Below are 13,785 nucleotides of genomic sequence, written 5' to 3'. Positions count from 1 at the left end.
GGGTGGGATAGGCCTTCGGCTCTTCGCAAGGCGCAATGTCGAGGTGACGTCATGGATATCCGCGATCGCATCAATACCGCCATGAAGGCGGCGATGAAGGAGAAGCAGGCCGATCGTCTCAGCACGTTGCGGCTGATCAATGCGGCATTCAAGGATCGCGACATCGCCGCGCGCGGATCGGACGATGCGCCCGGTGCCGCGAGCGAGGCCGAGCTGCGGCAGATCCTGGCCAGGATGGCCAAGCAGCGTCAGGAAAGCGTGCGCGCCTACGAGGAAGGCGGACGGCTCGAGCTTGCCGATCGCGAACGCAACGAGATTGCGGTGATCGAGGAGTTCCTGCCCCGGCAGCTTACCGAGGAGGAAGCGGATCGCGCCATCGCGCAAGCCATCGAGGATACCGGGGCGAGTTCGATCCGCGACATGGGCAAGGTGATGGGTGTCCTGAAGGACCGCCATACCGGCCAGATGGATTTCGGCGCGGCGGGTCCCGAGGTGAAGCGCCGCCTGAGCTAGACGTTGCGTCCCAGAACGCGACTCAGTTCGTCATAGAGGCCTTGACGCTCCTCGGGGCTCAGGAACGCCCCGAGTTCGACCTCGCGTCCAGCGCCCGAGAGCGTCAGGTAGAAGGGCACGGGGCCCGATTTCTCGATCAGGTTTAGGCGGACCCAGAAGGGATTCGCCTCCCAGCGTCTGGGTGGCCGGCGCGGATCGCTCCGCGTGAGTTCGAGACGATCCGACCAGAGCAGCAATTCCTCGCGGAGTTCGCCGTCTCGATAGTTGCGTTGCAGCGCAATGTAGATCCCGCCGAGCGCCATCATCAGGAAGGGCAGCAGCCCCCAGAGAACCGGCGTGCCGAGAAGCGGGATGACCGGGATGAGGAGCAGGCAATAGGTCGCGCCGATGAAGAAGACGAAACCCTTCTTGGGCAGCGATCTGTGAGGCCAGAGGGCGATGCGAGCCTGCGGCGCGTCGCCGTCCCGATACGAAAAGGACCCGGGCATTGCCGGGACCTTCTCTGATTTCAGCCATTTGACGGGCATGGCATCAATGCGCGTTGCTTCTGTCCCAGTCCTCGCGCCGCGGCAGGATCTCGAACGTATGTTCGGGCGGCGGGGAGGGGAGCGTCCATTCCAGCGTGTCGGCATGTTCGTTCCAGGGATTCGCCGGCGCGGTGCGCGGCACCTTGATGAGCACCCAGAACACGGCCCCGATGAAGAACACGAACGACGCGAAGCTTATGAAGGCGCCCCAGGACGAGACGTGATGCCAGAGCGAGAAGGCCTCCGGATAGTCGATGTAGCGGCGCGGCATGCCCTGACGCCCGAGGAAGTGCTGCGGGAAGAAGGTCAGGTTGGAACCGATGAACATCGCCCAGAAATGCACCTTGCCGATCCATTCGGGGATGATCTTGCCGGTGAATTTCGGGAAGTAGAAGTAGATGCCCGCGAAGATGGCGAACACCGCGCCCAGGCTCATCACGTAGTGGAAGTGGGCCACGACGTAGTAGGTGTCGTGATAGACCCGGTCGACCGCGGCCTGGCTCAGCACGACGCCGGTTACGCCGCCCACGGTGAAGAGGACGAGGAAGCCGAACGCCCAGAGCATCGGCGTCTTGAGCTCGACCGAGCCGCCCCACATCGTAGCGATCCACGAGAAGATCTTGATGCCCGTGGGCACCGCGATGACCATGGTCGCCAGCATGAAGTAGCTCTGCTGCGTCAGCGACATGCCCACCGTGTACATGTGGTGTGCCCAGACGACGAAGCCCAGGACCCCGATGGCGATCAGCGCCCAGACCATCGGCAGGTAGCCGAAGATCGGCTTGCGCGAGAAGGTCGAGATCACGTGGCTGATGATGCCGAAGCCCGGCAGGATCACGATGTAAACCTCGGGATGGCCGAAGAACCACAGGATGTGCTGGTAGAGGACCGGATCGCCGCCACCCGACGGATCGAAGAAGGTGGTGCCGAAGTTGCGGTCGGTCAGCAGCATGGTGATCGCACCGGCAAGCACCGGCAGGGCCAGCAGGATCAGCCAGGCTGTGACGAAGATCGACCACGAGAAGAGCGGCACCTTGAAGAGCGTCATGCCCGGCGCGCGCATGTTGAGGAAGGTCGTGATCATGTTGATCGCGCCCAGGATCGACGAGGCGCCCGAGACGTGCACGGCGAAGATCGCGAGGTCGGTCGAGAAGCCGCCTTCGGTCGTCGAGAGCGGCGGATAGAGCACCCAGCCGATGCCGGAACCGAGCTGACCATTGCCGCCCGGCGAGAAGACGGAGGCGACGGCGAGCGTCGAGCCGGCGACGAAGAGCCAGTAGCTGAGATTGTTGAGCCGCGGGAACGCCATGTCCGGCGCACCGATCTGCAGGGGCATCAGATAGTTGCCGAAGCCGCCGAAGAGAGCCGGGATGACCACGAAGAACATCATCAGGATGCCGTGCGCCGTGATCAGCACGTTCCAGAGATGACCGTTCGGCGTGCAGTTCTCGACCGCCGTCGGGAAGAGACGCGCGCCTTCCATGCACATGAACTGGACGCCAGGCGCCATGAGCTCCATCCGCATGTAGACGGTGAAGGCGACCGAGATGAACCCGACGAAGCCTGCCGTGAACAGGTAGAGGATCCCGATGTCCTTGTGGTTGGTGGACATGAACCAGCGGGTGAAGAAACCCCGCTCGTCGTGCCCATCGTGGCCGTGAGCGGCTGCGTCAGCCATGTCTTGCCTCCTGAGGTTTCGATAAGCTGCGCGCCGGACTCCCCGGCACTTGGGTCATTGTTCTACTCGGGCGGGTGAGGCTCCGCAATGTCGCTGAACGGCAAAGCGGTGGAAAAATTGCCGCGCCTGCCCATTTGCAAAGCGGTGCGAGACGCGCTTTACCGCTCCGGCGGAATGTTCTTGGAGACGGGGGACGCGGCATGGGGTGGGGACCGGGTTGGCCCATCGCGCGCGCGGGCATGGCGATCGGACTTCTGGGGGGATCCTTCGATCCCGCACATGAGGGCCACGTTCATCTGACGCGCGAGGCGCTGAAGCGGCTTGGCCTCGACCAGGTCTGGTGGCTCGTCTCGCCCGGGAACCCCCTGAAGGCGAGAGGCCCGGCACCACTTGTCGACCGCATGGCCTATGCACGGGCCGTCGTCGATCATCCGCGCGTGCGGATCACCGATCTCGAGACGCGGCTAGGCACGCGCTATACCGCCGACACGCTGGCCGCGATCGAGGCGCGCTATCCCGGCGTGCGCTTCGTCTGGCTCATGGGGGCGGACAACCTCGCGAGCCTGCATCGCTGGGACGACTGGACGGACATCCCGGCACGGATGCCCATGGGAATCGTCGCGCGGCCCGGCGACAGGCTCAGGGCATGCCTGTCGCCCGCGGCGCGACTTCTGCGGCAGGCCCGCGTCGGAGCCTCTGCGGCACATGGCCTTGCCCATCGCAAGCCGCCTGCCTGGGCGTTCCTCAATCTGCCGATGCGCGCCGAGAGTTCTTCGGCGATCCGCAGGTCGGGCGCGTGGCGATCCGACTGACGGATATTTGCGCGCGATCGGCATTGATCGTCCCGACGATCATGGCCTATCGACGGATCTGTCCTTGAGAGGGTGCGGACTTGCGACTGACACGACGCGACATGCTGGCGGCCATTCTGGCGAGCGGGGCGACGCAGGCCTTCGGAGCCGGTCCGATGCCGGATGTCCGGCCGCGGCGCCGGGGAGACGGCGGCGCGAGTTCGGCGATCGACACGGTCCAGTCGATGGTGGATCGCGCATGGCTCGATGGCGGAAAGGTCAGCTTCGCGGTTGCCGATGCGCGCACGGGCGAGATGCTCGAGACGCGCGATCCGGACCTCGTGCAGCCACCCGCAAGCACGGCCAAGGCGTTGACGACGCTGTATCATCTGGGCGTCCTCGGACCGGATCATCGGTTCGAGACGCGATTGCTTGCAACGGGGCCCATCTTCAACGGGCGGATCGACGGCGATCTGATCCTGGCGGGCGGCGGCGATCCGACGCTCGACACGTCGGGCTTGGCCGAACTCGCCTCCGCGCTGAAGGATACGGGCGTGCGCGAGGTCGGAGGCTATCTCAGGATCTGGACCGGCGCGCTGCCGAGCATCGTCGAGATCGACGACGAACAGCCCGATCACGTGAGCTACAATCCTTCGATCGGGGGGCTGAACCTCAACTTCAACCGGGTGCATTTCGGCTGGAAGCGCGTCGGGGCGGATTACCAGGTCGACATGGATGCGCGGGCAGGGCGCTACATTCCCGGGGTCACATCGGCGCGGATGGCGGTCGTCGACCGCAGGGGGCCGATCTATACCTACCGCCGCGAGGAGGATGTCGACGACTGGACCGTGGCACGCACCGCGCTCGGCGAAAGCGGCAGCCGCTGGTTGCCGATCCGGCATCCGGGGCTCTATGCGGGCGAGGTGTTCCAGGTGCTCGCCCGGTCGAACGGCATCCAGATCGGCGGCCCCGTCCTGCGTGCGGATGCAGCCGAGGGCACGTTGCTCGCCCAGCACCACAGCGGGCCGAGCAACGCGATCCTGAAGGACATGCTGGAGCATTCGACCAACATCACCGCCGAGATCATGGGGCTATCGGCGAGCGAGAAGCTCGGTCCGGTCGAGAGCCTGCCGCAATCGGCGACACGGATGGGTGAATGGCTGAAAGAGAATTACGGGCTCGAGAATATCGCGTTCGAGGATCATTCCGGCCTTGGCGACGACAGCCGGATCTCGGCCACCGACATGACGCGGGCGATGGTCCGGGCCGGACCCGACGGTCCCCTCCGAGCGATCATGAAGCCCTATCCGCTCAACGACCGATCATTGAAGGTGGATGCCAAGACCGGCACGCTGAACTTCGTGACCGCGCTCACGGGGTACATCACCGGCCCGCGTGGGCGGCCGCTCGCTTTTTCGATCTTCTGTTCGGATACGGATCGGCGCGACACGTTGACCGTTGCGCAACGTGAACGTCCCGAAGGGGGGCGTGCCTGGGCCAATCGGTCCCGCACGCTCCAGCGCGCGCTGCTCGCGCGCTGGGCGACGCTTTTCGGCGCCTGACGCGTCAGATGCGGGCACTGCCGCCGCGCGGGCCCGCGACGAGCCATGCGATGAAGCCGAGGATCGGCAGGATCAGCACGACAAGACACCAGACGATCTTGGCGAGGGTCGAAGCGCCGCTCGTGATGATGTTGTAGAGGGCATAGACGTCCGCGATGAGGACGATGATGCCGAATATGCCGTATTCCATGAGAGACCCTTTCCATGCTGCCCGGCGACGTAACGCCGCAGCTGCACGAAAGGTTGCCCGGCCGGTTCAGACGGTCATGTGACGCGCGCGGGCACCCCGTTCGATCGCGGCGGCCGACAGCCGCGAGATGTCGAGCTCGAACCGCATCTCCTCGAGCAGGCGGATCTCGGTTTCCTGAAGCGATCCGTCCGCCACGGCCACGTCGCAGGCCAGCGCGTAGGCGGTCTCGAAGAGCTTCTCGGGCAGGTTGTCGCGCAGCAGGCCGAAAAGCGCGTCGAGCCCGTCCTCCTCGGCGAAGAGGTCGAAGACCGTCTCGGCCATGATGCGGACGCGGTCCTGATCGTAATCGGCGAAGACCGGAAGATGATTGACGATCCGCTCGATCGTGACGAGCTGGGAGGTCTGCAGATTGGCATCGGAAGCCGAGACCGCGATCATCACGGCCACCAGGCAATCCGGCGGAGAGAGGGAATGGGAAATATCGGCCATCTGGAAGATCCTTTTCGTCACCGCAATTTATTGACCTTGCGACCGGGCGGCAATAGGCAGCAATGCCGACAGAGCCGCCTGCCGCAGGAGCACGACACATGACCGACACGCGCGACATCGCCATGACATCCAAGGCCTGGCCGTTCGAGGAAGCCCGTCGGCTGGTCAAACGTTACGAGGCACGTCCGCCCGAGAAGGGCCATGTCCTTTTCGAGACGGGCTACGGCCCCTCGGGTCTGCCGCATATCGGCACGTTCGGAGAGGTCATGCGCACGACGATGGTGCGTCGCGCCTTCGAGCTCATCTCGGACATTCCGACACGGCTCATCTGTTTTTCGGACGACATGGACGGTCTGAGGAAGGTGCCCGGCAACGTGCCCAACCGCGAGGCGATGGAAGAGGACCTGCATCTGCCGCTGAGCCGCGTGCGCGATCCTTTCGGCACGCATGACAGCTTCGGCGCGCACAACAATGCACGGCTCAACGCGTTTCTCGACTCCTTCGGTTTTCAGTACGAATTCGCGTCTTCGACCGAGTATTACACGAGCGGTCGTTTCGACGAGGCGTTGCTGCGCGCCCTCGAGCAATACGAGAAGATCATGGCGATCATGCTGCCCACCTTGGGCGAAGAGCGGCGCGCCTCCTATTCACCCTTCCTGCCGATCAGTCCGAAGACCGGTCACGTCCTGCAGGTGCCTACGCTGGAGCGGAACGTCGCGAAGGGGACGATCGTCTACGAGGAACCCGACGGAGAGCGCGTCGAGGTTCCGGTGACGGGCGGAAACGTGAAGATGCAGTGGAAGCCCGACTGGGCCATGCGGTGGTACGCACTCGGCGTCGATTACGAGATGTCGGGCAAGGACCTGATCGATTCCGTGACGCAGGCCGGCAAGATCTGCCGCGCGCTGGGCGGGCCGGGCCCCGAGACGCTGACCTACGAGCTTTTCAACGATCAGCACGGTCAGAAGATCAGCAAGTCCAAGGGCAACGGTCTCAGCATGGAGGAATGGCTGCGCTATGCCGCGCCGGAATCGCTGGGCTATTTCATGTACCAGAAGCCCCGCACGGCGAAGCGTCTGCATTTCGACGTGATCCCGAAGGCGGTCGACGAATACCACCAGCAGCTCAGGGCCTATCCCGACCAGGACGAGACGCAGCGCCTCGCCAACCCGGTGTTCCACATCCACGGCGCGGACGTGCCCGAATCCCACATGGTCGTGTCGTTCGCGATGCTCCTGAACCTTGCCTCTGTGGCGGGGGCCGACGATGCCGCGACGCTCTGGGGCTTCATCCGGCGCTACGCGCCCGCAGCCGGACCGTCGACGCATCCCGATCTCGACGCTGCGGCGGAATATGCGGTGCGGTACTACAACGATTTCGTGAAGCCCGAGAAGGTCTATCGCGCGCCGAGCGTTTCGGAGCGTGCCGCGCTCGAGGATCTGCGCGACCGGCTTGCCGATTGGAGCGCCGCACCGGATGCCGAGGAACTCCAGTCCGAGGTCTTCGCGGTCGGGAAGGCACACGGGTTCGAGCCGCTGCGCGACTGGTTCCGCACGCTTTACGAAGTGCTCCTCGGGGCGTCGCAGGGCCCGCGTTTCGGCGGTTTCATCGCGCTCTACGGCGTGGACGAGACACGCGCCCTCATCGATGCGGCACTTTCGGGCGAGCTGGTGGCGAGCGGCGGAACTGCCTGAAACTCTGGCGCTCCCTCCTCCGTGCCTGTGACAGCACCGGAGGAGGGACCGACGTTGAAACGCCTTGCAGCCACATTGATCGGTCTTGCGACCATCGGACAGCCCCTCTTCGCGCAGGAAGACCAGATCGAGAGCGTCATACGCGATCAGATCGAGGCGTTTCGCGGCGACGATTTCGCGTCGGCCTTCGAGCATGCCTCTCCCGGTATCCGCGACCTTTTCGGCACGCCGGAGCAATTCGGCCGGATGGTCGAGCAGGGCTACCCGATGGTGCATCGTCCTTCCGAAGTCGTATTCCTGACCTTGCGGGAGGAAGATGGAGAGCAGAAGCAGCGCGTCATGATGCGCGGTGACGACGGCGCGGTTCATATCCTCGAATACGACATGGTCCGGATCGACGGTGTCTGGCGGATCGACGGCGTCCGCCTGCTCGACGCGGCGCGCATCGGCGTCTGAGCACCGAACGCACCCTCGGCGCGGGATTAACCCGGCTATCCCTATCCTTTGTCCCTGATGCGACAGGCCCGTCGGGCCCGCGCCGCCAGAGGGACGGAGAATGCGGAAACGAAACGGGGATGCGGCGCGGGTCGATGTCGCGGAATATCTCGATGGGGACACGCGGCCCGAGATCGGTCTGGCCCGTGCATTCCGCACGCTTCTGTCGATGCCGCGCCCCGGTATTCTCGACCTCGACGACCGCCGGATCGAGATCACGGGGCCGTTGGACCTCTTTTCGCTTGCCGGGCGCGATGTCTCGCGCGCGAAACATCTGGTCCGGAACGGGACCATCGTCGCGGTTCCGGGTGGGCGCTGGACCGAAACGACGCATGTCCGGTCCGCCCGGCACGATCCATCGCGCGATCCCGCCTGGCTGTTCGACCTCGGCCCCGATGCGGTCGATGTCGGATCAAGCGTCGGGGGGCAGGGTGAGGGCGTCTTCGTCCGCTCCATCGATCCCGTGGCGCGGTCCGTCGAATTGTCCCAGCCTCTCCGCGTGCCGCCCTCGCGGCGGCCGCACACGTTCGGCCGTGCACGCTATGCGATCGACCTGTCGGGGCTTCGACGGGTGGCGGGGCTGACACTCGAGCGGATCACGCTCGAACTTCGCGGAGCCGCCAGCGGCGTGCTTCTCGCTCCCGAAGGCGAGGCGGTGTCGCTCCTCGATTGCACGATATCCGCGCCGCATCGATACGGCGTGGCGAGCCCGGGTCGTGGCTGCCAGGGGTTGCGCGTCGAACGGTGCCGCTTCGACAGCCTGACCGAGATCGCTCCGGCGCGGCGGCGAACGGCTGCGATCGCATGTCATGGTGACGGCGCCCTGATCCGTGACAGCGGCTTCACGGGGTTCGGAACCGCCCTGATCCTCGCCGGGACCGGACAACTGGTTCTAGGCAACGAGTTCGCGCAATCACCGCGCCGGACGAGTGCCCTTCCGACGCCGGCCGTCATCCTGAGCCGGGGGCATGCCGTCGCGCAAGTTCGAACCAACCGTTTCGCAAACTGCACGATCCTTTTATCCGACAGGCATTGCGACGAAAGGGTGTCGGCTGTCGGCCTCGGCGGCGTCGCGATCGGGGGAAACATCTTCGAGGCATGGGCCGCGACGGACACGACCGCCTTTCTGGTGGTGAAACCGTGCGGGCCCGACCGCGCGATCCGGGATGTCGCGGTCGACGGCAACACGTTCAGGTCGCTGGGCGGGCCCATGCGCCGGGTGGAAAGGGTCGACGAATCCACGGGGACCATCGACCGCGCCGCAGCGGCCTCCCTGAGGGTGATGGGCAATATCTTCTGCGGGATAACCAATGAGACGCGAACCCCCGTCACGCTCCGGTTCGATCAGCCCGAGGCGGCACGCCGATGGATCCTAGAGCCGGCGGGAGATCTCGCTTTCGGTGGGTGCTTGGGGGAGATCGTGGCGATCCTGCCCGAATGGCCGCTTCTCGACCATTCGGGACAACCCGTCGGCGGGGTGATGCCACAGGTGCGTACGACGACCGTCGGTCAGGCGCGCCGGATCGAACTGCACTGGCCGGAACCGGTCAGCGGTCGGGTTGCGGTGACGCTGAGCTGCGATCGGACCTGATCGAAGGCGGTCTATATCGAAGGATACGGAACCCGATTGCGTCGGTGCCGTTTGCGACCTTGAAAAGGGGGCGCTCATGGAAGAACTGCTCAACGTCATCGGTGCGACTGCGCTGATCCTGCTGGTCATCATCGGCGCGATCGCAGGAGCGATCGCGGGCTGGCTCGCCGGACGGCGGATGCTTCTCTATATCGTTGCCGGCATCGCGGGGGCGGTTGCCCTGCCTTTCGTGCTTGCGGCGCTCGGGATCGGGATCATCGCTGCGGGGGGATTGCTGCTGCTTCTCGTGATTGCCGCGATCGGTGCCGTTCTCGTTCTTGCGATCGTACGTGCGGTAACGAAGCGGAGCTAAAACCCGAACGGTGTCTTTCAGTGCCATGTGGCCAAAATCGGCGGCGAGTTTGGAACTTGCCGGAACCGATTGTAGCGGCACGCGTATTTCCAAGCAGATAACTCAACTCAAGGAATAATCAGGATGAGAAAAGGTGTAGTCGTTGCGATCGTCGTGGTGATCATCGCTGTCGTGATCGCGTTCTTCTTCGTGGACGTGAACGTGACGGAAGAAGGATCGATGCCGAGCGTCGAGGTCGAAGGTGGGGAGCTGCCCGAAACCGAAGTCGAAACCGGCGACATCGATGTCGGCACCGAAGAGCAGACGATCGAAGTTCCGACCGTCGACGTCGAGACGCCCGAAGAGGCGAACGACGATCCCGAGCCGACGACCAATCAGTAAGAATTCGGACGTCACCCCCGATCATCGGGGGTGACGTTTTATTATGATCAGCGCTTCTTCTTGCGCTGGACATTGCCGCCACGCTGACCGGGCCGACCGGCGGTGGATCGCCCGCTCGATCTGGATGAAGCTTCTCCGGCGGCCTCGACCGTGGATTGCCTCGCCATCGGATCGTCGGCTACGGCCAGATCCACTGCCTCGAGGCGTTTGACTTCGTCCCTCAGCCGCGCGGCTTCCTCGAATTCCAGATTCTCGGCCGCCTTGCGCATATCGGTCCTGAGGCCGTCGAGCACTGCCTGAAGGTTGGATCCCGATTGCATCGGATCGACCTTGGCCGTCACACGGTTCATATCCACGTCGCCCTTGTAGAGACCTGCGAGAATGTCATCCACGTTCTTGCGGATCGTCGCGGGCGTGATTCCGTGCTCGGTGTTGTAGGCGATCTGCTTCTCCCGGCGACGCTCCGTCTCGTTCATCGCGCGTTCCATCGACCCTGTGATACGGTCCGCATACATGATGACGCGTCCATCGGCGTTCCGAGCGGCGCGACCGATCGTCTGGATCAGCGATGTCTCAGACCGCAGGAACCCTTCCTTGTCGGCATCGAGGATCGCAACGAGACCACATTCGGGAATGTCGAGCCCCTCGCGCAGCAGGTTGATGCCGATAAGGACGTCGAAGGCCCCGAGCCTCAGGTCGCGCAGGATCTCGATCCGCTCGATCGTATCGATGTCCGAATGCATGTAGCGGACCTTGATCCCCTGTTCGTGGAGATACTCGGTCAGGTCCTCCGCCATGCGCTTGGTCAGGGTGGTGCAGAGTGTGCGGTAACCGGCTTCTGTGACCCTGCGGATCTCGTCCAGGAGATCGTCGACCTGGGTTTCGACCGGACGGATCTCGATCTGAGGATCGACGAGGCCGGTCGGCCGGATCACCTGTTCGGTAAAGACCCCGCCGGTCTGTTCAAGTTCCCACGCCGCCGGGGTCGCCGAGACGAAGATCGATTGCGGTCGCATCGCGTCCCATTCCTCGAACTTGAGCGGTCGGTTGTCCATGCAGGAGGGCAGGCGGAAACCATGCTCGGCCAGGGTGAACTTGCGCCGGTAGTCGCCGCGATACATGCCGCCGATCTGGGGAACGCTGACATGGCTTTCATCCGCGAAGACGATCGCGTTGTCGGGAATGAACTCGAAAAGGGTGGGGGGCGGCTCGCCCGGCGCGCGGCCGGTGAGATACCGTGAATAGTTCTCGATCCCGTTGCAGACGCCCGTCGCTTCGAGCATCTCGATGTCGAAATTCGTCCGCTGTTCGAGGCGCTGCGCTTCCAGGAGCTTGCCATCGCCGACGAGCTGGTCGAGGCGCTGCTTGAGCTCCTTCTTGATGTTGATCACCGCCTGCTGCATCGTCGGCTTCGGCGTTACGTAGTGACTGTTTGCATAAACACGGATCCGGTCGAAACTGCCGGTCTTGTCGCCGGTCAGCGGATCGAATTCCGTAATAGCCTCAAGCTCTTCTCCGAAGAAGCTCAACCGCCATGCCCGATCTTCGAGGTGGGCCGGAAAAATTTCGAGAGAGTCGCCGCGCACCCGGAAGGAGCCACGCTGGAAAGCCTGATCGTTCCGGCGGTATTGCTGCGCGACGAGATCGGCCATGACCGCCCGTTGATCGTAGCTCTTGCCCACGTGCAGATCCTGGGTCATCGCGCCGTAGGTCTCGACCGAGCCGATGCCGTAGATGCAAGAGACCGACGCCACGATGATGACATCGTCCCGTTCGAGGAGTGCACGCGTCGCGGAGTGCCTCATCCGGTCGATCTGCTCGTTGATCTGGCTTTCCTTCTCGATGAAGGTGTCCGAACGCGGAACATAAGCTTCAGGCTGGTAGTAGTCGTAGTAGCTTACAAAATACTCGACAGCGTTGTCCGGGAAGAACCCCTTGAACTCGCCGTAGAGCTGGGCGGCCAGCGTCTTGTTGGGGGCAAGGATAATGGCGGGGCGCTGTGTCTCCTCGATGATCTTCGCCATCGTGTAGGTCTTGCCGGTACCGGTCGCGCCCAGCAGGACCTGGTCGCGCTCACCATCGCGCACCCCGCCCGCAAGCTCGGTGATGGCGGTGGGCTGATCGCCCGCAGGCTGGAACTCGGAGTTCATGCGGAAGGCGATGCCGCCTTCGAGTTTTTCCCGCGCCGCGACCGGTGGGGCGGGTGCGGTCAGGATCGGTTCCTGGGCGTCGGAATGTGCGTAAGGCATCGGGTCGGCTCCTCGTGCGCGGCTTTGCAAACATGTGATCAGGACGGGCCCGGCGACAACCCGACGGAGGCGTTTTATCGCATCACCGACATCGTTTTCGCCGACACCAACAGATCAACCTAGAGGCGAAAAAGACTTGAAAGATCGCCTCACTTGCTTTTCAGTCGACCTACAAGCGGCGGACATGTCCCGATTCGACGAAATTTCCCCACTCACCTTCGCGGATCGGTCGCCTTCTTGAGTCCGGCCGCGGCGTTTTTCCCGCGCCGCGGCCGATGTTTCATATCCACCCGATCTTGCCGGATGCTGCCGCCTTTGGCATAGTGTTCGCTCATTACCGCCGCAACCCGGAGCCTGTCATGCCTGCCCGCATCTATCGCCCCGCCCGGACCGCAATGTCGTCGGGCAGCGCCAAGACCCGCGAATGGATCCTCGATTTCACACCGGACGCTCCGCGCTCGGTCGATCCGCTCATGGGCTGGACGAGTTCGCGAGACACCCAGGCGCAGGTGCGTCTCCGATTCGAGACCGAGCAGGAAGCGCGTCAATACGCCGAGGAGAACGGTATCGATGCCGTCGTTACCCGACCCAAGGTGCGTCGGGCGAATGTCCGGGCCGGCGGATATGGCGAGAATTTCGCGACGAGCCGGCGCGGTTCCTGGACGCATTAAGGGCGTTCGGCACCCTCTCCGATTGCGACATGTCGATTTCGGTTTCAGGTACTTAAAACTGAAGAACCCCGCCCGATGGGCGAGGTTCCGGTCTCAGGACTTTGGGGCCAATCAGACTTCTTCGAGAACCCCGCAAGCGATCCGGTCGCCCGCGTCGCCTGAAGGTTGTGACGAGTAGTCATCCGGCTCGCTGTGAACGATGAAGGCTGCGCCATTATCGTCCAGCAGCATCCCTTCGATATCGATCAGATCGTTGAAAATCTCGACATTGACGTTGCCGTCGCTCCCCACGACCACGTTCGGCAGGTCACCGGGATGCGGTCCACCTGCGGCCAGAATTCCGTGCTCACGGTCGCCGGAGATATGTCCTCCCGCGCTGGAGAAGTCGTCGGCCGAGCAATCGCCCGTTTCATGCAGGTGAATGCCGTGCGAACCCTCCGGAAGATCGCTCAGGGCTACGACGATCAATGCCTGCCCGGAAGCAGTGTCGTTGACCGTCACCGTTCCGATCGACGTCCCCTCGCTGTTCATGACGTCCGCACGAAGCTGCATTTCGGGTGCTTCCTGCGCGATGACAGGGGCGGTGATCGCAGCGGCGCAGA

At 63.9% G+C, this 13,785-nt stretch carries 15 protein-coding genes; 9 read left to right on the top strand and 6 right to left on the bottom strand.

The genetic code is table 11. The features are described from left to right. Nucleotides 1–51 precede the first annotated feature (51 nt). The gene (locus RVY76_RS06935) at nt 52–513 is read left to right on the top strand and encodes a GatB/YqeY domain-containing protein (protein ID WP_317376652.1); all 462 of its coding nucleotides are present in this window, start codon (nt 52–54) and stop codon (nt 511–513) included. On the opposite strand, the gene RVY76_RS06930 is transcribed toward RVY76_RS06935, so the two are convergent. Then, nucleotides 510–1,040 carry a DUF2244 domain-containing protein gene (locus RVY76_RS06930; RefSeq protein ID WP_410796015.1) on the bottom strand — a complete coding sequence of 177 codons (531 nt, stop codon included), beginning with the start codon at nt 1,038–1,040 and terminating at the stop codon, nt 510–512. The genes RVY76_RS06935 and RVY76_RS06930 overlap by 4 nt on opposite strands. Before the next feature lie 4 nt (nt 1,041–1,044). Further along, on the bottom strand, nt 1,045–2,718 hold the full coding sequence (ctaD, locus tag RVY76_RS06925) for a cytochrome c oxidase subunit I (RefSeq protein WP_317376650.1): 1,674 nt from the start codon (nt 2,716–2,718) through the stop codon (nt 1,045–1,047). 200 nt (nt 2,719–2,918) lie between these two features. Here ctaD and RVY76_RS06920 point away from each other — a divergent pair, with 200 nt between their 5' ends. Both RVY76_RS06920 and dacB read left to right on the top strand, forming a co-directional pair. Continuing rightward, a complete protein-coding gene (locus RVY76_RS06920; RefSeq protein ID WP_317376649.1) occupies nt 2,919–3,530 on the top strand; it encodes a nicotinate-nucleotide adenylyltransferase in 612 nt (203 codons plus the stop codon). An 80-nt stretch (nt 3,531–3,610) separates the two neighbouring features. Then, on the top strand, nt 3,611–5,071 hold the full coding sequence (dacB, locus tag RVY76_RS06915) for a D-alanyl-D-alanine carboxypeptidase/D-alanyl-D-alanine-endopeptidase (protein WP_317376648.1): 1,461 nt from the start codon (nt 3,611–3,613) through the stop codon (nt 5,069–5,071). Between the two features lie 4 nt (nt 5,072–5,075). On the opposite strand, the gene RVY76_RS06910 is transcribed toward dacB, so the two are convergent. Next, nucleotides 5,076–5,261 (bottom strand): PLD nuclease N-terminal domain-containing protein, encoded by a 186-nt coding sequence (locus RVY76_RS06910; RefSeq protein WP_317376647.1) that lies wholly within the window; start codon nt 5,259–5,261, stop codon nt 5,076–5,078. A 66-nt stretch (nt 5,262–5,327) separates the two neighbouring features. After that, on the bottom strand, nt 5,328–5,750 hold the full coding sequence (locus RVY76_RS06905) for a tellurite resistance TerB family protein (protein ID WP_317376646.1): 423 nt from the start codon (nt 5,748–5,750) through the stop codon (nt 5,328–5,330). A 98-nt stretch (nt 5,751–5,848) separates the two neighbouring features. Between RVY76_RS06905 and RVY76_RS06900 the strand changes: the two genes are divergently transcribed. From RVY76_RS06900 to RVY76_RS06880, 5 genes are all read left to right on the top strand, one after another. Continuing rightward, nucleotides 5,849–7,444, top strand: coding sequence for a lysine--tRNA ligase (locus RVY76_RS06900; protein ID WP_317376645.1), 1,596 nt, complete (start codon nt 5,849–5,851; stop codon nt 7,442–7,444). A 54-nt stretch (nt 7,445–7,498) separates the two neighbouring features. After that, complete coding sequence (locus RVY76_RS06895; protein ID WP_317376644.1) at nt 7,499–7,900, top strand: DUF4864 domain-containing protein; 402 nt, start codon at nt 7,499–7,501, stop codon at nt 7,898–7,900. A 100-nt stretch (nt 7,901–8,000) separates the two neighbouring features. Further along, the gene (locus RVY76_RS06890) at nt 8,001–9,530 is read left to right on the top strand and encodes a hypothetical protein (RefSeq protein ID WP_317376643.1); all 1,530 of its coding nucleotides are present in this window, start codon (nt 8,001–8,003) and stop codon (nt 9,528–9,530) included. Nucleotides 9,531–9,606: 76 nt separating this feature from the next. Next, nucleotides 9,607–9,882: a GlsB/YeaQ/YmgE family stress response membrane protein gene (locus RVY76_RS06885; RefSeq protein WP_317376642.1), complete on the top strand. Its 276-nt coding sequence runs from the start codon at nt 9,607–9,609 to the stop codon at nt 9,880–9,882. Between the two features lie 123 nt (nt 9,883–10,005). Next, nucleotides 10,006–10,263, top strand: a complete 258-nt coding sequence (locus RVY76_RS06880) for a hypothetical protein (RefSeq protein ID WP_317376641.1) — start codon at nt 10,006–10,008, stop codon at nt 10,261–10,263. A gap of 47 nt (nt 10,264–10,310) precedes the next feature. On the opposite strand, the gene uvrB is transcribed toward RVY76_RS06880, so the two are convergent. Continuing rightward, nucleotides 10,311–12,512 carry an excinuclease ABC subunit UvrB gene (uvrB, locus tag RVY76_RS06875; protein WP_317376640.1) on the bottom strand — a complete coding sequence of 734 codons (2,202 nt, stop codon included), beginning with the start codon at nt 12,510–12,512 and terminating at the stop codon, nt 10,311–10,313. 359 nt (nt 12,513–12,871) lie between these two features. On the opposite strand from uvrB, the gene RVY76_RS06870 reads away from it, so the two are divergent. Further along, nucleotides 12,872–13,183 carry an ETC complex I subunit gene (locus RVY76_RS06870; protein WP_317376639.1) on the top strand — a complete coding sequence of 104 codons (312 nt, stop codon included), beginning with the start codon at nt 12,872–12,874 and terminating at the stop codon, nt 13,181–13,183. A 111-nt stretch (nt 13,184–13,294) separates the two neighbouring features. Here the strand turns inward: RVY76_RS06870 and RVY76_RS06865 are convergent, their stop codons facing one another. Continuing rightward, nucleotides 13,295–13,735 carry a superoxide dismutase family protein gene (locus RVY76_RS06865; protein ID WP_317376638.1) on the bottom strand — a complete coding sequence of 147 codons (441 nt, stop codon included), beginning with the start codon at nt 13,733–13,735 and terminating at the stop codon, nt 13,295–13,297. Nucleotides 13,736–13,785 lie beyond the last annotated feature (50 nt).

This window comes from Palleronia sp. LCG004, from assembly GCF_032931615.1.
Classification (GTDB): Bacteria; Pseudomonadota; Alphaproteobacteria; order Rhodobacterales; family Rhodobacteraceae; genus Palleronia.
Note: the sequence above shows the minus strand (reverse complement) of the source record. Positions and strands in the feature narration are given on the sequence as shown.